This is a genomic window from Phycicoccus sp. (genome assembly GCF_035325325.1).
In the GTDB taxonomy this organism is placed as follows: Bacteria; Actinomycetota; Actinomycetes; order Actinomycetales; family Dermatophilaceae; genus Phycicoccus.
Map to the genome: position 1 here is coordinate 1 of NZ_DAOLAC010000050.1, position 21,000 is coordinate 21,000.

General features: G+C 75.2%; 17 protein-coding genes. 3 read left to right on the forward strand and 14 right to left on the reverse strand.

Annotated elements, in window-relative coordinates; genetic code table 11:
• From murC to mraZ, 11 genes are all read right to left on the reverse strand, one after another.
• Window positions 1-1,467: UDP-N-acetylmuramate--L-alanine ligase (murC, locus tag PKA89_RS18985; protein ID WP_324422194.1), on the reverse strand; the 1,467-nt coding region annotated here is incomplete at its 3' end.
• 3 nt (window positions 1,468-1,470) lie between these two features.
• The gene (gene murG, locus PKA89_RS18990; RefSeq protein WP_324422197.1) at window positions 1,471-2,565 is read right to left on the reverse strand and encodes an undecaprenyldiphospho-muramoylpentapeptide beta-N-acetylglucosaminyltransferase; all 1,095 of its coding nucleotides are present in this window, start codon (window positions 2,563-2,565) and stop codon (window positions 1,471-1,473) included.
• Complete coding sequence (ftsW, locus tag PKA89_RS18995) at window positions 2,562-3,821, reverse strand: putative lipid II flippase FtsW (protein WP_324422199.1); 1,260 nt, start codon at window positions 3,819-3,821, stop codon at window positions 2,562-2,564. The genes murG and ftsW overlap by 4 nt, the downstream gene beginning before the upstream one ends.
• A 3-nt stretch (window positions 3,822-3,824) precedes the next feature.
• Window positions 3,825-5,315: a UDP-N-acetylmuramoyl-L-alanine--D-glutamate ligase gene (gene murD, locus PKA89_RS19000; RefSeq protein ID WP_324422200.1), complete on the reverse strand. Its 1,491-nt coding sequence runs from the start codon at window positions 5,313-5,315 to the stop codon at window positions 3,825-3,827.
• A complete protein-coding gene (mraY, locus tag PKA89_RS19005; RefSeq protein ID WP_324422203.1) occupies window positions 5,312-6,394 on the reverse strand; it encodes a phospho-N-acetylmuramoyl-pentapeptide-transferase in 1,083 nt (360 codons plus the stop codon). Before mraY ends, murD begins: the two co-directional genes overlap by 4 nt.
• Window positions 6,391-7,800: a UDP-N-acetylmuramoyl-tripeptide--D-alanyl-D-alanine ligase gene (murF, locus tag PKA89_RS19010; protein ID WP_324422205.1), complete on the reverse strand. Its 1,410-nt coding sequence runs from the start codon at window positions 7,798-7,800 to the stop codon at window positions 6,391-6,393. The genes mraY and murF overlap by 4 nt, the downstream gene beginning before the upstream one ends.
• Window positions 7,797-9,362, reverse strand: coding sequence for a UDP-N-acetylmuramoyl-L-alanyl-D-glutamate--2,6-diaminopimelate ligase (locus PKA89_RS19015; RefSeq protein ID WP_324422207.1), 1,566 nt, complete (start codon window positions 9,360-9,362; stop codon window positions 7,797-7,799). The genes murF and PKA89_RS19015 overlap by 4 nt, the downstream gene beginning before the upstream one ends.
• A 10-nt stretch (window positions 9,363-9,372) precedes the next feature.
• Window positions 9,373-11,178, reverse strand: a complete 1,806-nt coding sequence (locus PKA89_RS19020) for a penicillin-binding protein 2 (RefSeq protein ID WP_324422209.1) — start codon at window positions 11,176-11,178, stop codon at window positions 9,373-9,375.
• Window positions 11,179-11,537: 359 nt separating this feature from the next.
• Window positions 11,538-12,014, reverse strand: coding sequence for a hypothetical protein (locus PKA89_RS19025; RefSeq protein ID WP_324422211.1), 477 nt, complete (start codon window positions 12,012-12,014; stop codon window positions 11,538-11,540).
• Complete coding sequence (gene rsmH, locus PKA89_RS19030) at window positions 12,011-12,988, reverse strand: 16S rRNA (cytosine(1402)-N(4))-methyltransferase RsmH (RefSeq protein WP_324422213.1); 978 nt, start codon at window positions 12,986-12,988, stop codon at window positions 12,011-12,013. Before rsmH ends, PKA89_RS19025 begins: the two co-directional genes overlap by 4 nt.
• Before the next feature lie 245 nt (window positions 12,989-13,233).
• Complete coding sequence (gene mraZ / locus PKA89_RS19035) at window positions 13,234-13,677, reverse strand: division/cell wall cluster transcriptional repressor MraZ (protein WP_324422215.1); 444 nt, start codon at window positions 13,675-13,677, stop codon at window positions 13,234-13,236.
• A gap of 501 nt (window positions 13,678-14,178) precedes the next feature.
• Here mraZ and PKA89_RS19040 point away from each other — a divergent pair.
• From PKA89_RS19040 to PKA89_RS19050, 3 genes are read left to right on the forward strand one after another with little or no spacing between them, the layout of a single operon-like run.
• Window positions 14,179-15,117 carry a MoxR family ATPase gene (locus PKA89_RS19040; RefSeq protein ID WP_324422228.1) on the forward strand — a complete coding sequence of 313 codons (939 nt, stop codon included), beginning with the start codon at window positions 14,179-14,181 and terminating at the stop codon, window positions 15,115-15,117.
• 5 nt (window positions 15,118-15,122) lie between these two features.
• Window positions 15,123-16,385, forward strand: a complete 1,263-nt coding sequence (locus tag PKA89_RS19045) for a DUF58 domain-containing protein (RefSeq protein WP_324422218.1) — start codon at window positions 15,123-15,125, stop codon at window positions 16,383-16,385.
• Window positions 16,382-18,703 carry a DUF3488 and transglutaminase-like domain-containing protein gene (locus PKA89_RS19050; RefSeq protein ID WP_324422220.1) on the forward strand — a complete coding sequence of 774 codons (2,322 nt, stop codon included), beginning with the start codon at window positions 16,382-16,384 and terminating at the stop codon, window positions 18,701-18,703. The genes PKA89_RS19045 and PKA89_RS19050 overlap by 4 nt, the downstream gene beginning before the upstream one ends.
• Before the next feature lie 60 nt (window positions 18,704-18,763).
• Here the strand turns inward: PKA89_RS19050 and PKA89_RS19055 are convergent, their stop codons facing one another.
• From PKA89_RS19055 to PKA89_RS19065, 3 genes are all read right to left on the reverse strand, one after another.
• The gene (locus PKA89_RS19055) at window positions 18,764-19,894 is read right to left on the reverse strand and encodes a HAMP domain-containing sensor histidine kinase (RefSeq protein WP_324422222.1); all 1,131 of its coding nucleotides are present in this window, start codon (window positions 19,892-19,894) and stop codon (window positions 18,764-18,766) included.
• Complete coding sequence (locus PKA89_RS19060) at window positions 19,891-20,289, reverse strand: response regulator (RefSeq protein WP_324422224.1); 399 nt, start codon at window positions 20,287-20,289, stop codon at window positions 19,891-19,893. The genes PKA89_RS19055 and PKA89_RS19060 overlap by 4 nt, the downstream gene beginning before the upstream one ends.
• Before the next feature lie 186 nt (window positions 20,290-20,475).
• A partial coding sequence (locus PKA89_RS19065) for a sigma-70 domain-containing protein (RefSeq protein ID WP_324422226.1) occupies window positions 20,476-21,000 on the reverse strand: 525 nt, incomplete at its 5' end.

Sequence of the window (21,000 nt, forward strand, 5' to 3'; positions counted from 1 at the left end):
CGCTCGGTGTCGCTGCCCGTGTTCGCGGTCGTCTCGGCGGTGATCGGCGCGGCGGGGGCCCCGCCCCGGTTTTTGGTCTTGGCCCCCCCGGGGCGCGCCCCCCCCGCCGAGGAGCCCCCCGGCCGGGGCGGGGTCGCCCCCCCCGTCGACCCGCCGGTCGCCGGGAAGGGCGGCGAGCGGCTCGCCGACGAGCGCGGAGGTGACGCCCGGCACCGGGTCCTCCCGGGCGCCGTAGACGTCGAGCAGCACGACGTGGTCGGCCGGGGCGAGGGCGGCGGCGAAGGCGTCGGCGAAGTCGCGCGTACGGCTGTACAGGTGCGGCTGGAAGACGACCCGCAGCCGCCCGCGCCCGCTGCGCCGGACGATGTCGGCCGCCGTGCCGACGACCGCGGCGACCTTGGCGGGGTTGTGCGCGTAGTCGTCGACGACCGTGACGCCGCCGACCTCGCCGCGCACCTCGAACCGGCGACGGGCGCCGCGGAAGCCGGCGAGCCCCTCGAGGACCGCGGCGACCGGCTCGCCGAGGCCGGTGACCGCGGTGAGCAGGGCAGCGCACGCGTTGGCGACGTTGTGCCCGCCGGGGACGGCGAGGAGGAGCTCGTGCTCCGTGCCGTCCGGGAGGGCGACGCGCGAGCGGGTGCCGAGTCCCTCCGGCGTGCTCTCGGTGACGCGCAGGTCGGCGCCCTCCCCCGCCCCCGGGACCGCGCTGTAAGTGAGCACCCGTCCGCCCGATGCCCGGACGGCGTCGGCGAGCGCGCGCGACCCCGGGTCGTCGGCGCACGCCACGAGGAGGCCGCCCCGGCGGACGGTGGCGGCGAACTCGCGGTAGGCGGCGTCGACGGCCTCGGCGGTGCCGTGGAAGTCGAGGTGGTCGGGCTGGACGTTGGTGACGACGGCGACCTCGGGCCGGTAGACGACGAAGCTGCCGTCGCTCTCGTCGGCCTCGACGACGAAGGCCTCGCCCCTCCCGAGCGCCGCGTTGGTGCCGAGCTGGGCGACCTCGCCGCCGGAGGCGAAGGACGGGTCGGCGCCGGCGGCCGTGAGCGCGACGGCGAGCATCGAGGTCGTCGTCGTCTTGCCGTTGGCGCCGGCCACGGCGACCACCCGGGTGCCGGTGGTGACCGCCGCGAGGGCCTGCGAGCGGTGGAGCACCCGCAACCCGCGGGCGCGGGCGGCGGCGAGCTCGGGGTTGTCGTCCCGGACCGCCGAGGAGACGACGACGGTGTCGACGCCCTCGAGGTGGGCGGCGTCGTGCCCGAGCCACACCCGGGCACCGGCCGAGCGCAGCTGCTCGAGCACCGGGGAGTCGGCGGCGTCCGAGCCGCTGACCGCGACCCCGCGGGCCAGCAGCAGGCGGGCCACGGCCGACATCCCGGCGCCACCGATGGCGACGAGGTGGACGGCGCCGAGGTCCTCCCAGGAGGGCACGGCGGCGCCGAGGTCGAAGCGCGGGTTGGTGACGGCCACGGCTCAGCGTCCCCCGCACGCACGGACGACGAGGTCGGCGAGCAGCTCGTCGCCGTCGCGCTCCCCCACCGAGGCCGCCGCAGCGGCCATCGTCGCGAGGCGCGAGCCGTCGACGGCCAGGGGCAGCACCGTGTCGCGGACCCACGCCGCATCGACCGCGGCGTCGTCGACGAGCAGGCCGCCGCCGGCTGCGACGACGTGGGCGGCGTTGAGCCGCTGCTCGCCGTTGCCGACCGGCAGCGGCACGTAGACGGCGGGCAGGCCGACGGCGCTCAGCTCGCAGACGGTGTTCGCGCCGGCCCGGGCGACGACGAGGTCGGCTGCGGCGTAGGCGAGGTCCATCCGGTCGCAGTACGGCAGGACGGCGTACGGCGCGCCGGGCGCCGAGCCCGGGTCGAACTCCTTGCCGGTGCCCGCGAGGTGGAGCACCTGCACCCCGGCGGCCGAGAGTGCGGCGACCGACGCACCGAACGCGGCGTTGAGCCGGGCCGCCCCGAGCGAGCCGCCCATCACGAGGACGGTCGGGGCGTCGGTGAGGCCGAAGCGCTCGAGGGCCTCGGGCCGCACGGCGGCTCGGTCGAGCGTCGCGACCTCGCGGCGCAGCGGCATCCCGGTGACGGTGGCGCGCGGCAGCGGGGTGCCGGGGAAGGTGACGGCGACCTCGGCGGCGAACCGGGACCCGAGCCGGTTGGCCAGCCCCGGCCGGGCGTTCTGTTCGTGGACGACGACGGGCACCCGGCGCCGGCGCGCCGCGAGGTAGGCCGGGGACGCGACGAAGCCGCCGAACCCGACGACCACCTCGGCCCCGGTGGACTCGATGGCGGCCTCGGCGGCGGCCACCGCGCGCCGGAGGTTACCGGGCAGCCTGAGCGCGGCGCCGTTCGGCCGGCGCGGGAAGGGCACCCGGGGCACCTCGAGCAGGGGGTAGCCGCGCTCGGGGACCAGCCGTGCCTCGAGCCCCTCGGCCGTGCCGAGCGCGGCGATGCGCACCTCGGGGTCGCGCCGGCGCAGGCAGTCGGCGAGGGCGAGCAGCGGGGAGACGTGCCCGGCGGTGCCACCGCCCGCGAGGAGGACCGAGCCCGGGACGCCCGGGCTCACGACCCGCCCTTCCGGCTGCGCACGGCGCCGGCGACCACCGCGAGCGAGCGGCGCAGCGACGACGGTCGCGCGGACAGCGCCTCGCGGCACCCCGGTTCGGCGCGGGCGAAGGCCAGCAGGATGCCGAGCGCGCCCATCGTCGTGATGAGCGAGGAGCCGCCGGAGGACACGAGCGGCAACGGCACCCCGATGACGGGAAGCAGGCCGATGACCGCCCCGATGTTGATGAGCGCCTGGACGACGACCCAGGTCATGACGCCGGCGGTGACCACCCGGACGAAGTAGTCGTCGGAGCGGCTGACCAACCGGTAGCAGGCGAAGGCGAAGGCCGCGAAGAGCAGGAGGATGGCGAGGGTGCCGGGCAGCCCGAGCTCCTCGCCGATGATCGCGAAGATGAAGTCGTTGTGCGCCTCGGAGAGCCGCCCCCACTTCTCGCGGCTCTGCCCGAGGCCGAGACCGAGCCAGCCGCCGTCGGCGAGGGCGTACCGGCCGTGGATGGACTGGCGGGCCGCGCCGTAGGGGTCGGTGTCCCGCCCGAGCCAGACGTCGAAGCGACCCAGCCGGTTCGAGCTCGTGACGACGAAGGCGAGGACCACCCCGAGGAACGGCACACCGGCGATGACGAACCAGCGCACCGGGATCCCGGCCGCGAAGAGGACGCCGGCGACGACCGCGCCGAGGATGAGGACGGTGCCGAGGTCGTGGCCGAGCGCGACCGAGCCGACCGCGACGGCGACGAGCGGGACGAGGTAGGGCACGAGGACGTGGCCGAGGGAGCGCAGGTGGCGCCGCTTCTTGGCGAGGATCGCGCCCCCCGCGAGGGCCAGGCCGACCTTGATCGCCTCCGACGGCTGCACGCTGACCGGGCCGAGGAAGAGCCAGTTGCGGTTGCCCTGGAACGAGCCGCCGAGGGGGGTGAAGACGAGCAGCTGGAGCGCGATGCCGGCGACGAGCACGGGGACGGCGAGCCGGCGCCAGGCGGCCACGGGCAGGCGGGAGGTGACGGCGAGGGCGAGCACCCCGATGCCGGCGTAGACCGCCTGCGTCGTGAAGATCGTGTACGCCGACCGGCTCTCCTCGAGCGAGGTGATGGCGCTCGCCGAGAGCACCATGATGAGCCCGAAGACGACGAGGGCCACGGTGAGGAAGAGCAGCAGGTAGTAGGTCGTGACCGGCGACTCGAAGCGGGTGGCCCAGGCGCGCAGCCGGGAGGCCCCGTCAGCGGTCCGGCGGGCCGGGGCGGTCGCGGACGTCACGGGCTACTCCTGCCCGGTGAGCCGCCGCACCGCCGCAGTGAAGGCGTCGCCACGCGCACCGTAGTTCGCGAACATGTCCATCGACGCGGCGGCGGGGGCGAGCAGCACGACGTCGCCCTCCCGGGCGAGGTCGAGGGCGTGCTCCACCACGGCGTCCATGGCTCCAGTGTCGGTACGGTCGACGTCGACGACCGGGACATCCGGCGCGTGTCGGGCGAGCGCCTCGGAAATGGCCGAACGGTCACGGCCGATGAGGACCACGCCGCGCAGCCGGCCGGCCGCCGCCGCCACGAGCTCCTCGACGTCGGCCCCCTTGAGCAGCCCGCCGGCCACCCACACGACGTGCTCGAAGGCCGCGAGGCTGGCCTGGGCCGCGTGCGGGTTGGTCGCCTTGGAGTCGTCGACCCAGCGCACGCCGCGGACGACGCCGAGGTCGGCGATCCGGTGCGGCTCGGGGACGAAGTCGCGCATCCCCTGGCGGACCGCCGACGGCGGCACACCGTGAGCCCGGGCCAGGGCGGCGGCGGCCAGGGCGTTGGCCACGAGGTGCGGCGCTGGCGGAGGGGCGTCCGGACCGGCGCGCAGGTCGTCGAGGCTGCCGAGCTCGGCGGCGGAGGTGCGCCGCTCGGCGACGAAGGCGCGGTCGGCGAGGACGTCCTCGACGAGCCCGACCTCGGAGAGTCCCGGCACGCCGAGCGTGAACCCGACCGCCCGGCACCCCTCCTGGACGTCGGCCTCCTCGACGAGGCGGCGGGTCACCTCGTCCTGGGCGTTGAACACGCACGCGACCTCGGTGTTCGTGTAGACCCGCCCCTTGGCACGGGCGTACTCGTCGAGGGAGCCGTGCCAGTCGACGTGGTCGGGAGCGACGTTGAGGCACACCGAGGCCCGTGGCCGCAGCGAGTGCGACCAGTGCAGCTGGAAGCTCGAGAGCTCGACGGCGATGACGTCGTACGGCGTGGGGTCCATCACCGCCTCGAGGATCGGGGTCCCGACGTTGCCCGCGCTGCACGCCCGCAGGCCGGCGGCCCGGAGCATCGCGGTGAGCATCTGCACCGTCGTCGTCTTGCCGTTGGTGCCGGTGACCGTGAGCCACGGCGCGGCGCCCTCCCGCGGCCGCATCCGCCACGCGAGCTCCACCTCGCCCCACACCGGGACCCCGGCGTCCGCCGCCGCGGCGAGCAGCGGCTGGTCCGGACGCCAGCCCGGCGAGGTGACGACGAGGTCGAGCGGCTCCTCGGGCAGGGCCGCGACCGCGTCCTCGCCGTACCGGAGCGTCGCCCCGAGGATGTCGAGGATGCGGGCGCGCTCGGACATCGCCGAGCCGTCGGCGGGCTCGGCGGCGTCGACGACCGTGACCCGGGCCCCGCGTTCGAGGAGGGCGTCGGCGGCGGCGAAGCCCGAGACCCCGAGGCCGGCGACGAGGACGCGCAGCCCGGCCCAGTCGGCGTCGCGGTGGGTCAGCGCCTCGGTGCGGGCGGACCCGGCGCTCATCCGGCGCCCACCACCCACTCGGCGTAGAACAGCCCGAGGCCGAGGGCGACGAAGAGGCCGGCGACGATCCAGAACCGGATGACGATCGTCACCTCCTGCCAGCCGAGGAGCTCGAAGTGGTGCTGCAGCGGCGCCATCTTGAAGACCCGTTTCCCGGTCGTCTTGAACGAGGCGACCTGGATGATGACCGAGAGGGTGATGGTCACGAAGAGGCCGCCGAGGACGACGACGAGCAGCTCGGTGCGGGTGAGGATGGCGAGGCCGGCGAGCCCGCCACCGAGGGCGAGCGAGCCGGTGTCGCCCATGAAGATCTTGGCCGGCGACGCGTTCCACCAGAGGAAGCCGAAGCAGGCGCCCATCCCGCAGGCGGCGACGATCGCGAGGTCGTGCGGGTCGCGGACCTCGTAGCACTTGGTGCCGGGGTTCCACTGGCAGTTCTGGTTGAACTGCCAGATGCCGATGAGGACGTACGACGCGAAGACCATCACCGAGGCGCCGGTCGCCAGGCCGTCGAGGCCGTCGGTGAGGTTCACCCCGTTCGAGGTGCCCGCGACGATGACGTTCGCCCAGATCACGAAGAGGATGACACCGACGACGGTGCCGGCGAAGGCGAGGTTGACCGGGGTGTCGCGGACGAAGGACACGGCGGTCGAGGCCGGGGTGCGGAAGGAGCTGTTCGGGAACTGCAGCGCGAGGACCGCGAAGACGACGGCGACGAAGGTCTGCCCGGCGAGCTTCTGGCCCGAGCGCAGGCCGAGGCTGCGCTGCTTGCTGATCTTGATGTAGTCGTCGAGGAAGCCGACCAGCCCCATCCCGGCCATGAGGAAGAGGACGAGCAGGCCGCTCACCGACGGCCGCTGGCCGGTGACGAGGTGGGCCACGGCGTACGCGGCGAGGGAGGACAGGACGATGACCGCTCCGCCCATCGTCGGCGTGCCGCGCTTCGTGTGGTGCGAGGTGGGACCGTCGTCGCGGATGAACTGCCCGTACCCCTTCTTCACGAGGTAGCCGATGAAGGTGGGGGTCCCGAAGAGTGCCAGCACGAGGGAGACCACGGCGGCGATGAGGACGGCCTTCACGGGTGCTCTTCCTCCACGGGGACGGTCGCGAGCGAGTCTCCGAGCAACCGTAGCCCGGCGTCGCGGCTCGACTTGAACAAGGCCAAGTCGCCGCGCCGCAGCTCCGCGCGCAGCAGCGCCTCGGCGGCGTCGGCGTCGGCCACCGCACGCACCCGGGTGCTCCCCCCGGCGGCTCGCGCGCCGTCGGCGAGGGGGGTCGCGGCGGCCCCGACGACGAGCAGCTCGTCGACGCCGTGGGCGACCACGTCGGCCCCGACCTCGGCGTGCAGCGCGTCGGACTCCTCGCCGAGCTCGAGCATCGTGCCGAGCACCGCCCAGGTGCGCCGGCCCTCCCCCATCCGCGCCAGGGCCTCGAGGGCGGCGTGCACCGAGTCCGGGTTGGCGTTGTACGCGTCGTTGACGAGGGTGACGCCGTCGGCACGCTCGGTGACCTCCATCCGCCACCGGCTCACCGGGCGGGCGGCGTCGAGGGCGGCCACGACGGCGTCGAGCCGAAGGCCCAGCTCGAGGGCGACCGCCGCCACCGCCAGGGCGTTGGCCACGTGGTGGCGGCCGACGAGCCCGAGCGAGACCGCGGCGTCACCGGCCGGCGTGTGCAGCGTGAAGGAGGGGCGGCCCCCGGCGTCGAGCCGCACGTCGGAGGCGCGGACCTCGGCCTCGTCGGCCTCGCCGACGAGGACCACCCGGGCCGCGGTGACCTCGGCCATGGCCCGCACCCGGGGGTCGTCGGCGTTGAGCACGGCCACGCCGTCGGCCGGCAGCGCGGCCGGGAGCTCGGACTTGGCCCGGGCGATGGCGTCGCGCGACCCGAACTCGCCGACGTGGGCGGTGCCGACGTTGAGGACGACACCGATCCGCGGCGGCGCCATCCCGGTGAGGTAGGCGATGTGACCGACGCCGCGCGCGCCCATCTCGACGACGAGGAAGCGGGTGTCCGGGGCGACGCGGCACACCGTGAGCGGCACGCCCACCTCGGAGTTGTACGAGCCGACCGGGGCGACGGTCGGGCCGGCGCTCGCGAGGACCGAGCCGAGGAGGTCCTTGGTGCTCGTCTTGCCCGAGGAGCCGGTGATGCCGACGACGGCGAGGCCGGGCGAGCGGTCGACGACGGCTCGGGCGAGGGCCGCGAACGCCTCCTGGGTGTCGTCGACGACGACGCAGGGCACGCCCTCGAGCGGCCGGGTGGTCAGCGCCGCGACGCAGCCCGCGGCGACCGCCGACGCGGCGAAGTCGTGCCCGTCGGCCCGCTCGCCGACCCGGGCGACGTAGAGCCCGCCGGGCCCGGCCTCCCGCGAGTCGGTGACGACCGGGCCGTCGACGAGCAGGTCGACGGCGTCGGCCTCGGTGAGCCCGGCGAGCCGGCCCCCGGTGAGGACGGCGACCTCGGCGAGCGGGACGGGGATCACGGCGCCACCGCCCCGGCCGCCAGGCGCAGGGCCTCGCGGAGCTCGTCGCGGTCGTCGAAGGGGTGGACCACTCCCCCGACCTCCTGGCCGGTCTCGTGACCCTTGCCGACGACGGCGACGGTCGCGTGGGCGCCTTCGGCGGCGACGGCGGCCACCGCCTCGCGGATCGCCCGGCGACGGTCACCGACCTCGCGGACCCGCACCGCACGCCCCTCCCGGCGGACCGCGTCGACACCCTCGAGGACGGCCGCGCGGATGCCGGCCGGGTCCTCGGAGCGCGGGTTGTCGTCCGTGACGACGACGAGGTCGGCGACCTCGGCCGCCGCCGCGCCCATCGCGTGCCGCTTGTCGCGGTCGCGGTCGCCACCGGCCCCGGTGACGCAGACGAGGGTGCCCGGCGTCGTCGGCCGCAGGGCGCGCAGGGCGGCGGCGATGGCATCCGGCGTGTGCGCGTAGTCGACGACGGCCCGCGGCTGGGTCGCGCTGTCGCCGAGGGCGACCCGTTCCATCCGGCCCGGGACGTGGGGGTCGGCGAGGACCGCCTCCCCGGCCCGCTCCGGCGCCTCGCCCGCGAGGACGAGCGCGGCGGCGGCCATGGCCGTGTTCGTCACGTTGAAGTCGCCCGGCAGGCTCGAGCGCAGGGCGAGGTCGACGCCGTCCGGGCCGGTGAGCCGGAAGGCGGCCGGGTCGGTGTCGTCCGGGTGGACCGTCCAGTCGGGGTGGACGTCGGTGGAGGAACCGGAGTCGGACGCGGTCGCGAGCGAGGCGACCGGCACCGAGGCGACCCCGAGCAGCCGGCGCCCCCACCCGTCGTCCGCGCAGACGAGGCCCTGCCGGGACCGCTCGGGGGTGAACAGCGAGGCCTTCGCGGCGAAGTAGTCGTCCATGTCGCGGTGGAAGTCGAGGTGGTCCTGGCTGAGGTTGGTGAAGAGCGAGACGTCGTAGACGACCCCGTCGACCCGGTGCTGGGCCAGGGCGTGGCTGCTCACCTCCATGACGCAGGTGTCGAGGCCGCGCTCGGCCATCACGGCGAGGAGGGCGTGCAGGTCGGGGGCCTCGGGGGTGGTGCGGACGCTGCCGACCCGCTCCGGCCCGATCCGGGTCTCGACCGTGCCGATGAGCCCGACCTCGTGCCCGAGGGCGGTGAGCGCCGAGTGCAGCAGGTAGGCCGTCGTCGTCTTGCCGTTGGTCCCGGTGATGCCGACCATCCGCACCGCGAGGTCCTCGGTGCCGTAGACCCGGGCCGCGACGGCGCCGAGCACGGCCCGCGGCTCCTCGACGACGACCACCGGAAGGCCGACGCCGGCGGCCACGAGCCGGCGCGCCCCGTCGGCGTCGGTGAGGACGGCGGCGGCCCCGGCCGCGGCGACCTGGGGGCCGAAGTCCGCGCCGTGGGCGCGAGCGCCGGGCAGGGCGGCGTAGAGGTCGCCCGGCAGGACCGCGCGCGAGTCGAGGGTGACCCCGGTGACGACGGCGTCACCGGGCGGCACCGGGGCGCCGACGAGGGTCGCGACCTCGCCGAGCGGGGTGCGACGCGGCGAGGTCGGCCGGGGAGAACGCATCCGGACGACCTTACCGCCTGGGGTGCTTCTTGCCGTCACGCAGGAGGGTGGGGTCGGCGAGCGCCTCGGCCGGGGTGACCTCGAGCTTGAGGTGCGGCGGCTTCTTGCCCGTCGGCGGGATCTTCAGCTCCTGGAGGGCGTAGGTCGTCACGTCCTTGAAGACCGGTCCCGCGACGTAGCCGCCGAAGTACGGGTAGACCGGGTTCTGGACGATGACGGCGACGACGATCTGGGGGTCGTCGGCCGGCGCGTACCCGATGAAGCTCGCCGTGTGGCCGCGGTACTTGCCGACCGAGGCGTCGTAGAAGTCGGCGGTGCCGGTCTTGCCCGCGATCCGGTAGCCCGGGATCTGTGCCTCGGGGGCCGTGCCCTCGGCGCCCACGACGCCCTCGAGCATCGTGCTCACGGCCGCGGCGGTCTTCGCGGAGACCACCCGGGTGCCCTTCGAGGCCGGCTCCTTGGTCACCGTGCCGTCCGCCGCGGTGACGCTGTCGACGAGCCGGGGGGTGACCCGGACGCCCCCGTTGGCGATGGTCTGGAAGACCGAGGCAGCCTGGACGGCGGTGACCGAGATGCCCTGCCCGAAGGAGACGTTGGCCCGCTTCGTACCGCTCCAGGTGTCGGAGGGGGGCAGGATGCCGCCGGACTCGCCGGGGTACCCGACGCCGGAGCGCGTGCCGAGCCCGAACTTGCGGAAGTAGCGCTCGAGGGTCGAGGACTTGAGCGTCTCGGACACGAGGATGGTGCCGATGTTGCTCGACTCGGCGAGCGTGCCCGCGACCGTGCGGTACTCGGTGGGGTGCTCGTGGGAGTCCTTGAACCGCTGGTCGTAGCGCGGCAGCCGGTTCGGGATGATGACCGGCGTCGACGGCGTGACCGTGCCCTCCTCGAGGGCGGCCGACATCGTCATGATCTTGGCCGTCGACCCCGGCTCGAAGACGTCGGAGAAGGCCTTGTTGTCCAGCTGGGCGCCCTTCTTGCCGACGTCGGTGTTCGGGTTGAAGGTCGGGTAGGACGCGATGCTCAGCAGGTCGCCGGACTTGGCGTTCATGATGACGACCGTCCCGGACTGCGCCTTGGTCTCCTTGATCCGCTGGGCCAGCGCGTTCTGCGCGTACCACTGGAGCGAGGAGTTGACGGTGAGCCGGACGTCCTCGCCGTTGACCGCCGGCGTGGTGCTCGACTGCCCCGACGGGATGGCCGTGCCGTCCTGGCCCTGCTCGTAGGTCGTCCTGCCGGGCGTGCCCTGCAGGTCCTTGTCGACCATCAGCTCGACGCCGCCGCCCGGCTTGCCGTCGTCGGTGAGGTAGCCGACGAGGGCCGCCGACGTCGTCCCCTGCGGGTAGGTGCGCTCCGAGCGCGTCTCGCGCTGGTCGCGGGCGATCCCCGGGATGCCGAGGGCCGCGATCTTGTTCCACGTCAGCGGGGTGACGTCCTTGCTGAGGATGCGGTAGCGGCTCGTCCCCTCCAGCTCCGGGACGAGCTCGCTGACCGGGGTCCCGAGCAGCGGCGACAGCTGCTCGGCGGCCTGCTGGACCGCCGACCCCGAGGTCGCGGGGTCGCACGTGGTCTTCCCGGTGCGGTAGGTGCACACGGCGGTCTGGTCGGCGACGACGACCTCGCGCACGACGCTCGAGGCGAGCACCGTGCCGTCGGCGGAGAGGATCTGCCCACGCATCGCCGGGATGATCTGGGCCGTCACCCGGTTGCTCTCGGCCTCCGCCGCCACCGCGTGGGCGTCGATCCCCTGGATGCGCACGAGCTGGGCGCCGAATACGGACAGGACGAACACGGTGGCGACGGTCAGCGCGCGCATCCGGCGGCGCGGGCTCGGCCCCGGGCGGTCGGTGCGGCGTCCGGCGGGGGTCCGGCGGCCCCCGCCGCCCGAGCCACGGCCGGTCGTCGCGGGGCGCCGGGTCGCCGGGCGCGCGGGACGGCTCGGGCGGGTGCCGGCCGGGCGGGCGCCGGCGGCCGGCCGCTTCGGCGTGGCCGGGCGGGCGCTGCCCCGCGGCGCCGCCGGGCGCCCGGAGCCCGCGCGCGACGCCCCCTTGCGGCTCGTCCCGTTGGGGCCCGCCCCGCCGCGACCGGACGCACCGGTGGACCGGGAGCCGGCGGCCCTGGAGCCGGTGGGCGGGGTCTTCGGCGGAGTCACGGGTGTCGGGTCCTCGCGCGTCGTCAGCGGTGGGCGGGGGTCGAGCCCGACCCGGTGGGCGAGGAGGTCGAGGACTCGGTGACCACGCTAAACGTCTTGTCGGCGGCCGCCTTCCGCGCCACGCCGATGACCTTGCCGTCGGAGAGCCGGAGGAAGGCCGGCGTCTCGGCGGGCACCATCCCGAGGGTCCGGGCCTCCTGCGCCAGCGGGCCCGGACCGGAGACCGCGTCGAGCGAGTGGCGCAGGTCGTCCTGGGTGTCGGCGAGCGCGTCCGAGCGGTGCTGCAGGTCGCGCATCGTGAAGGAGCCCTTGGCCATCGCCGTGTTGAGGACGAGGACACCGACGAAGCCGGCGAGGACGAGCGCGATGCACACGGCGAGGAAGAACCCGCTCCCCTCCGCGGCCGGCGGGGCGACCACCCGCAGCCGCCGCGGGGTGGGGCCGGACGCCCGACGGGGGGCCGGGCGGGCCTGGGGGCGGGCCGTGGCGTGCTGGCTCATGCGGTGACTCCGTTCGGCGAGAGACGTTCTGCGGCCCGCAGGCGGGCGGACGCGGACCGGGGGTTGGTGGCCTGCTCGGTCTCGGAGGGGACCTCCGCACCCCGGGTGAGCAGGCGCAGGTAGGGGGCGTGCTCGGGCAGCTCCACCGGCATCCCCGGGGGGGTGCGGCTGCGGGAGCCCTCGGCGAGCGCCTGCTTGGTGATGCGGTCCTCGAGCGAGTGGTAGGAGAGGACGACGAGCCGGCCGCCGGGCGCGAGGTGGTCGACGGCGGCGTGCACCGCCCGCTCCCACACGGCGAGCTCGGCGTTGACCTCGATGCGCAGCGCCTGGAAGGTCCGCTTGGCCGGGTGGCCCCCGGTGCGCTGCGACGCGGCGGGCACCGCGGACCGGACGACCTCGACGAGGCGGGCGGAGGTCGTGAACGGCGCCTTCTCGCGCTCGCGGAGGACCGCCGAGGCGATCCGGCCCGCGAAGCGCTCCTCGCCGTAGGCCTTGAGGACGTGGGCGAGCTCGCCGTGCGAGTACGTGTTGAGGACGTCGGCGGCGGTCATCCCGCGGCTCTGGTCCATCCGCATGTCGAGCGGCGCGTCGTGCCGGTAGGCGAAGCCGCGCTCGGCCTCGTCGAGCTGGAGGGAGGAGACGCCGAGGTCGAAGAGGATGCCGCGCGCGGTGCCGTCGGCGAGCCGCTCGAGGACCTCACCGACCTCGTCGTAGACGGCGTGGACGGCCGTGAACCGGTCGCCGAAGGGCGCCAGCCGCTCGGACGCGAGCGCGATCGCCTCGGGGTCGCGGTCGAGGCCGATGACCCGGGCCTCGGGGCAGCGGGTGAGGACCGCCTCGGTGTGCCCGCCCATGCCGAGGGTCGCGTCGACGCAGACGCTCCCCTGCTCCGCCAGGGCCGGCTCGAGGAGGTCGACGCAGCGCTCGAGGAGCACCGGGACGTGGCGCGAACCGGCGTCGCCTCTGCTGGTCATCTCACTCCTTCCAGGTCGTGGCGGGGTCGTGGCGGGGCCTGCTCCCCCGGTGCGGGTCGACCCGGCGGCGGGTCCCCATCCGATCCGCGCCCGGCGCGGGGGAAGACGCGTCGGGTGTCGGGTCGGCTGGAGGCCGGCGGTCGGGTCGAGCGGTGGGGGGTCGAGCGGTGGGGGGTCGAGCGGTACGGGCGGTGCGGGGTGGTGCGCGTGGCGCGGGGCGCCGGGGTCGGGCGGGTCGCGTCTCGTCAGAGGCCCGGCACCACCTCCTCGGTCCCGGCCGAGTAGGCCGAGTAGGCCGGCATGACCTGCTCGAGGTACTCGCTCCAGCGGCCGGTGTCCCAGACCTCGAGGCGGGAGCCGTTGCCGATGACCGTGCAGTCCTTGTCGAGCCCGGCGTAGGCGCGCAGCGCGGCGGGCACGGTGACCCGGCCCTGCTTGTCGGGGGTGTCGGGGTGTGCGCTGGCGCGGAAGACGCGGATGAAGTCGCGCACCCCCTTCGTCGAGCCCGAGACCGACTGCATCTCCTGGGAGATCCGGTGGAACTCCGAGGTGGGGAAGACGTAGAGGCAGCCCTCCTGGCCGCGGGTCACGACGAGCCCGTCGGCGAGGGCGCCGCGGAAGCGGGCCGGGAGGAAGAGCCGGCCCTTCTCGTCGAGGCGAGGCGTGTGGGTGCCGAGGAACTCGTCCACGTGCGCCACCTCTCCTCGACCCGCGGAGGCTCCCTCCACCTCCGACTTCCCCCACTTTACTCCACCTGTGTCCCCCAGCGTCCACGTTTTGACCCAAATGGCTCGAAAGTCTTCATAAGAGTGCAGGTCAGAACGGTGGAGGGAAGTGGGGGAAGATCCTCACACATGACCCCCGAGGGGCCGCGAACGCGCCACGAGGCCGCTCCCGGACCGGGCCGCCGGCTCCCGCGGACGCGTCGGGGCGGGCGCCGGTGTCACCGGTGGAGCGTGGTGGGGCGCGGGGTGGAGGGTGGTGGAGGAGCCACCCGGGACGCGGGCGAGGTTGCCCCGGCCGAAGGCCTCCCCCCGGACGTCGCCGTGTAGCACCATGAGGGGCACGACCTGCAGCCTCCGGGCGTTGGGGTGGAGAACAGAGCCGACGAAGGGACCCCCGTGAGCGACCTCGAGCACGATCCCCGCACCACCGGTGACGCGGCGGGGACCCGCGGCGCCTCCCTCGACCTGGTCCTCCAGGTCTCCAGCCAGCTCGCCACCGCGATGAACTCGGTCATCGAGGGCAAGCAGCCGGTCGTCCGGACGGCGATCACCGTCCTGCTCGCCGAGGGCCACCTGCTCCTCGAGGACGTGCCCGGGGTCGGCAAGACCCTCCTCGCCAAGACCCTCGCCCGGTGCATCGACGCCTCGGTGCGTCGGGTGCAGTTCACCCCCGACCTGCTGCCGAGCGACATCACCGGTGTCTCGGTCTTCAACCAGGACGTGCGCGACTTCGAGTTCCGGCCCGGGGCGATCTTCGCCAACGTCGTCGTCGGTGACGAGATCAACCGCGCCTCGCCGAAGACCCAGTCGGCCCTCCTGGAGTCGATGGAGGAGGGTCAGGTCACCGTCGACGGCACGACCTACACCCTCCCCCGGCCGTTCCTCGTCATGGCCACCCAGAACCCGATCGAGATGGAGGGCACCTACCCGCTGCCCGAGGCCCAGCGCGACCGGTTCATGGCCCGCATCTCGATGGGCTACCCCTCACCGCGCTCCGAGCTCGACATGCTCGAGCTGCACGGGGGCGCCTCCCCGTTGGAGACGCTGCGCCCGGTCACCGACGCCGCGACCGTGCAGACGATGGTCGAGGCGGTGCGGGCGGTCCACGCGTCGCCGGCCGTGCGGCAGTACATCGTCGACCTCGTCGGGGCGACCCGCTCCAGCTCCGCGCTCCGGCTCGGGGCCTCCCCCCGCGCGACGCTGCACCTGCTGCGGGCCTCGCGCGCCCACGCCGCGCTCTCCGGGCGCGACCACGTGCTGCCCGACGACGTCCAGCAGGTCACCGTGCCGGTCCTCGCGCACCGCCTCATCCCCACCGGCGAGACCCAGATGGCCCGGCGCACGACCGCCGACGTCCTCGGCGACCTGCTCCAGCGGGTCCGGGTCCCGGCCCCGACCCGCTGAGCCCCGTGCACGCCCTGCGCCGCACCCTCACCACCCGCGGAGCCTCGTTCGTCGGGTGCGGGCTGGTCCTCGTCGCGGCCGGCATCGTCCTCGGCCAGCACGACGTCACCCGGGTCGGCGTGCTCCTCCTCGCGCTGACGGCCGCCTCGCTCGTCCTCGTCCGGCGGCACGGGCTGCGCCTCGAGGTCTCCCGCTCGGTCGCTCCGTCGCGGGTCGCCATCGACCAGCGCTCGCTCGTCACCCTGCGGGTGCGCAACACCGAGTCCTCGTCGACCCCCGTCCTCATGGCCGAGGAGGCCATCGACTACGCCCTCGGTGACCGGCCGCGCTTCCTCATCGCCGGGATGCGGGGCGGCGCCGCCCAGGAGGTGCAGTACACCGTGCGCTCGCACACCCGCGGCGTGCACCGCATCGGGCCGCTGCGGGTCCGGGTGCGCGACCCCTTCGGGCTGACCCTGCGGACCGCCGCCGTCAGCGGCCACGCCGAGGTCGTCGTCCTCCCCCGGGTGCTGCCCCTCACCGCGGGCCGCTCCCTCGGCCGGGGCATCGGCAGCGAGGGCTCGATCCCGCACATGGTCGCGCTGCACGGCGAGGACGACCAGACGGTGCGTGAGTACCGCGACGGCGACGACCTCCGGCGCATCCACTGGCCGGCGACCGCCCGCACCGGCGACCTCATGGTCCGCCAGGAGGACCGCCCCGCGAAGCGGCGTGCCGTCGTCCTCCTCGACTCCCGGGCCGTGGGCCACGGGGGGTCCGGGCGCTCGGGGTCCCTCGAGTGGAGCGTCACGGCGGCCGCGTCGATCGTCGTGCACCTCGTCGAGGGGGCGCACGCGGTGCACCTGCTGACCGCCGACACCGGCCTCGACACCGGCACCCGGCACGACGACACCGTCGACGGCTCGCTCGACACCCTCGCCCGGGTGCGCCCGGAGGGCGAGGACGCGATGCGCTCGGTCCTGCACGCCGCGAGCGGGCTGACCGGCCAGGGCGGCCTCGTCGTCTACGTCGGCGGCCCGCTCGGGGACGACGACACCCACACCCTCGCCGCGCTCCGCCAGCCCGGGTCCACGGGGGTCGCCCTCCTCGTCGACCCGGCGGGCTTCGGCGGGTCCCGGGCCGCGGCCGCCGGTCCGACCGGCGGCGCGGGCGCCACGGTCGCCGCGCTGCGTGCCTCGGGGTGGCTCGCGTCCGTCTCCGACGCCTCGACCGGGCCCGCGGAGGCCTGGACCGCCGTCGTCTCCTCCACCCTCGCGGGGGCCCGATGAGCCGCGCCCGCCCCGCCGACGCCGCGCTCGCCGCGGTCGCCACCCTCGCGATCACCCTGCCACTCACCGACCTCTTCACCCCCTCGGCCGCCTGGGTGCGCCCGAGCGCGCTCGCCGTGCTCGTCGTCGCCGTCGCCGGCGGGCTGCTGCGCACGGTGGGTGCGGCCCGACCGCTCGTCGTCCTCGGCCAGGCCCTCGCGCTCACCGAGACCATCGCCCTCGTGCACGGTCAGGGGCACCTCTGGAAGGCGGTCGTGCCGGTGCCCGACACGGGGCAGGCGCTCGGGGTGCTGCTCGGTGACGCCTACACCACCGTCACCTCGTACACCGCGCCGGCGCCGGCCGACCGGGGCACGACGCTCGCCATCAGCCTCCTCGTCGGGCTCACCGCCCTCGCCACGGACGCCCTCGCCGTCACCTACCGCAACCCGGCGCTCGCCGGCATCCCGCTGCTCGCCGCGTACCTGGCCTCGGCCACGAACACCGGTGCGGGGCTCGCGGCGTGGCTCGTCGTGCCGCCGGCCCTCGCCTGGCTGGCCATGGTCGGCCGGCAGGGGGTCCGCACGCTGCGCACCTGGGGTGGCACCGCGTCCGGCACCCGCCCGGACGCCGACCCGAGCGCCGCGTACGCGACGCTCGGCCGGGTGGTCGGGGTCCTCGCCCTCGCCGCGGCGGTCGTCGTCCCCGGCCTCCTGCCGCACCTGCCGACGACCTTCGTCGCCGACGGCCTGGCCCGCAGCACCGACGGGCGCGGCAACGGCGGCTCGGTCCGCCTCTCGACGAGCATCGACATCGCCCGCGACCTCGCCGACCGCTCGAGCGACCCGGTCCTCACCTACCGCACCTCGGCCGCCGAGCCCGAGCCGCTGCGGGTCGGGCTCCTCGACACCTACCGGCGCGGGCGCTGGCAGTCGACGTCGGAGGCCACCTACGTCCCCCTCGACGGGCGGCTCCCCGGGTCCTCGGCGCTCCCCGACGTCAAGCGCACGACCGAGCGGATCGAGGTGACGAGCAACTCGATCGGACTGCCCCAGGTCGCGATGCCGGCCAACGCCCTCGGCGCGCCCTTCCCGGCCGGTAGCTGGCGGGTCACCGGTGGCGGGGTCGTCGAGCTGACCCAGCCGGTGTCGGAGTACACGGTCGAGTACACGCTGCTGGCCCCGGAGGCCGCCCAGTTCGGCACCACCCCCGCGGGCACCGCCCCCAACCCGGAGGACCTCTTCGTCGACCCCCGCTCGGAGGACCGCGTCAAGGCCCTCCTCGCGCAGGTGACGCCCGCCGGCGCGACCCCTCTCGAGACCGCGCGCGCCATCCAGGACTACCTGCGCGGCCCCGACTTCACCTACTCCGAGGACCTCGCCGACGACACCGGGTCCGGCGCGGCCGCCGAGGAGCCGCTCGTCCGGTTCCTCGACACCAAGCGCGGCTACTGCGTCCAGTTCTCCAGCGCGATGATCATGCTCGCCCGGGAGGCCGGCATCCCGGCCCGGATGGCCGTCGGCTTCCTGCCCGGCGCGCTCGACGGCGACGAGCGGGTCGTGCGGGTCAACGACGCGCACGCGTGGCCCGAGCTGTACTTCCCCGACCTCGGCTGGATGCGCTTCGAGCCGACGCCCGGCGTGCGCAGCGGCCTCGCGCCCTCGTGGACCCGCCAGACCTCGACCTCGGGCAGCACGGCCGGCAGCACCCCGACGCCGTCCTCGTCCTCCTCGAGCGCCCCGGCTCCCCGGCAGACCCGCGACGTCACCGCCGACAACCCGACGGGCACGACCGACACCGGGGTCGTCGGCGGCGTCCTCGGCAGCGTCCGGCGGCACGCGGGCACCATCCTCGTCGTCCTCGGGATCCTCGTCCTCGGCGGGCTGACCCCGCTCGGCGGGTGGCTCGCCCGGCGCCGGGCCCGCGGCCGGGCCCGCGACGACGCGCAGCGGGTCGAGGCCGAGTGGCAGTCGCTGCTCATGCGCCTCGGGGACGTCGGCATCGTCCCCGGCGACGGCTCGACGCCGCGGCAGGCCTCCCGCCAGCTCTCGCGGGCCGCCTACCTCGCACCGGAGGAGGACGCCGCGCTCGGCCGTGTCGTGGACGCCCTCGAGCAGGCTCGCTACGCCCGGCCCGGCGGCACGCTCCCCGACGTCACGGCCGACGCGCGCACCGTGCGCCGCGGTGCCGTCGGGCGCCGCCGGCGCACCGACCGGCTGCGCGCGTGGCTCTGGCCGGAGGAGGGACGGCGGCACTGGCGCTCCCTGCTGCGGCTGCCGGGCCGGCAGCGCGCCGCCGAGGAGCCCGAGCGCGAGGACGCCGGCACCCGGGTCGGCTGACGCCGCGACGACCGGCGGGGTCGGGCGCGGGGACCCGACGGGTGGCCGGCCGAGCCGGACCTACGCGACGCCCGCGCCGGTGCCGGCCGGGAGCACGAGGGAGATCACCGCGCCACCCTCGGGGGCGTTGGCCGCGCTCACCCGTCCGTGGTGCGCCTCCGCGACGGCCCGGACGATGGCGAGGCCGAGACCGGTCCCGGCGTGGGGACCGGAGCTGTGGAACTGCTCGAAGACGAGTGGCAGGTGACCGCGGGCGATCCCCATCCCGTCGTCGACGACCTCGACGAACACCTCGCCCCCGGCGATGCGCCCGCGGAGCACGATCGAGCCGTCCTCCTCGGTGTGGCGGACCGCGTTCTCCACGGCGCTGTCGACCGCGATCTCCAGCCGCGACGGGTCCGCCCAGACGCGCAGCTCGGGGCAGTCGACCCTCCAGTGCCGGGTCGGGGCGCCCGCGCGCCATCGCCGGGCGGTCCTCTCGAGCAGGGCGGCGAGGTCCACGTCCTCGGCCCGGACCGACTCCTCGTCGGAGCGCATGAGCGCCAGCAGCCGCGCCGCGATGCCCTCGAGCTTGTCGAGCTCGTCGAGGACGACCTCGACGTCCTCGGCGTCCGCGGGGTCCTGCTGCTTCCGGGCCAGGACCTCGGTGAAGCCCCGCGCGATCGTGATGGGCGTGCGCAGCTCGTGGGAGGCGAACCGGACGAAGCGCCGTTGGCGCTCGCGCGCCAGGTGCTCGCTCTCGGCCAGCCGACGGGCATCGGCCGCCGCGGCCATCCTGCGGCGGACGTGCCACACCATGACGAGGAACAGCAGCGCCATCAACGGGATCTCGGAGGCCTCCTGCCAGTCGAGCTCACCCTTGTGGGCACGGAGCACGAGCGGCACCCCGGTCACGACGGTCACGGCGAGACAGGTCAGCCACATCATCTTCAGCGGCCACGGCCGCAGCCCGTAGGCGACGGCCGTGCTCACCCACACGAAGTGGAACGGGATCGTCTCGGCGCCGACGACGATGTACATCAGGGCCGCGTTGACCGCGGCGAACACACCCCACGCGGGCAACAGCAGGCGCTCACGCAGGGACGCCGAACCGGCGGCGCGCACCGTCCGGGCGCGCCACGCGCCGGTCCTCGCGCGGGGAGGACCGCTCTCGACGAGGTCGCCGTCGGCGCCCCGGAGGCCGACGGTCATGCCGTCGTCCGGCCCGCGGGGGGAGCGTCGGTCGGCACGTCGGCGAGCTGGGCCGCTACCCGGGCCAGCAGGTCGGCCACGGCGAACGGCTTGGCGACGTAGTCGACGGCACCCTCGGCCAGGCACTGCGCCCGCGCCTCCTCGTCACCGAGCGCCGACAGCACCAGGACCCGTGCCCGGGCGTCGCGCCGGAGCAGCTCCCGGAGCACGGCGTGCCCGTCGATGCCGGGAAGCAGCAGGTCGAGGACGACGAGGTCGACGTCGACGGCCGCTGCCGTGAGCAGGGCCTCCTCACCGGTGCTCGCCGTCTCGACGTCGTACCCCTCCGACACGAGGATGCGGGTGAGCAGGCGGACGATCCGCGGCTCGTCGTCGACCACCAGCAGACGCGCCATGACGCACCTCCTTGCCGGTCACCAGGTTCGAGGAGCCGCCTCTCTCGGTGCGCGCAGTGTAGGGCAGATCCGCGACCGGGAGGAGGCCCTTCGAGGAGAGCCCCTGCGGCCGTCGTCACCACCCGTGACCCGACGACGGCGCCGCACCCCGACCGGGATGCGGCGCCGTCGCTCGTGCGGAGGACCTCAGTCGAGGTAGTCGCGCAGGGCCTGGCTGCGGCTGGGGTGACGCAGCTTGCTCATCGTCTTGGACTCGATCTGGCGGATCCGCTCGCGGGTGACGCCGTAGACCTTGCCGATCTCGTCGAGGGTCTTCGGCTGGCCGTCGGTGAGCCCGAAGCGCATCGAGACGACACCGGCCTCACGCTCGGAGAGCGTGTCGAGCACCGAGTGCAGCTGCTCCTGGAGGAGCGTGAAGCTCACGGCGTCGGCCGGGACGACGGCCTCGGAGTCCTCGATGAGGTCACCGAACTCGCTGTCGCCGTCCTCGCCGAGCGGGGTGTGCAGCGAGATCGGCTCGCGCCCGTACTTCTGGACCTCGACGACCTTCTCGGGCGTCATGTCGAGCTCCTTGGCCAGCTCCTCCGGGGTGGGCTCGCGCCCGAGGTCCTGGAGCATCTGGCGCTGGACGCGCGCCAGCTTGTTGATGACCTCGACCATGTGCACCGGGATGCGGATGGTGCGGGCCTGGTCGGCCATCGCGCGGGTGAT

Bases quoted from the DNA above. Each gene is read 5' to 3' on its own strand.
- murD (WP_324422200.1), bottom strand. From the start codon at position 5,315: ATGAGCGCCGGGTCCGCCCGCACCGAGGCGCTGACCCACCGCGACGCC.
- PKA89_RS19015 (WP_324422207.1), bottom strand. From the start codon at position 9,362: ATGCGTTCTCCCCGGCCGACCTCGCCGCGTCGCACCCCGCTCGGCGAG.
- PKA89_RS19020 (WP_324422209.1), bottom strand. From the start codon at position 11,178: ATGCGCGCGCTGACCGTCGCCACCGTGTTCGTCCTGTCCGTATTCGGC.
- PKA89_RS19025 (WP_324422211.1), bottom strand. From the start codon at position 12,014: ATGAGCCAGCACGCCACGGCCCGCCCCCAGGCCCGCCCGGCCCCCCGT.
- rsmH (WP_324422213.1), bottom strand. From the start codon at position 12,988: ATGACCAGCAGAGGCGACGCCGGTTCGCGCCACGTCCCGGTGCTCCTC.
- PKA89_RS19050 (WP_324422220.1), top strand. From the start codon at position 16,382: ATGAGCCGCGCCCGCCCCGCCGACGCCGCGCTCGCCGCGGTCGCCACC.
- PKA89_RS19055 (WP_324422222.1), bottom strand. From the start codon at position 19,894: ATGACCGTCGGCCTCCGGGGCGCCGACGGCGACCTCGTCGAGAGCGGT.
- PKA89_RS19060 (WP_324422224.1), bottom strand. From the start codon at position 20,289: ATGGCGCGTCTGCTGGTGGTCGACGACGAGCCGCGGATCGTCCGCCTG.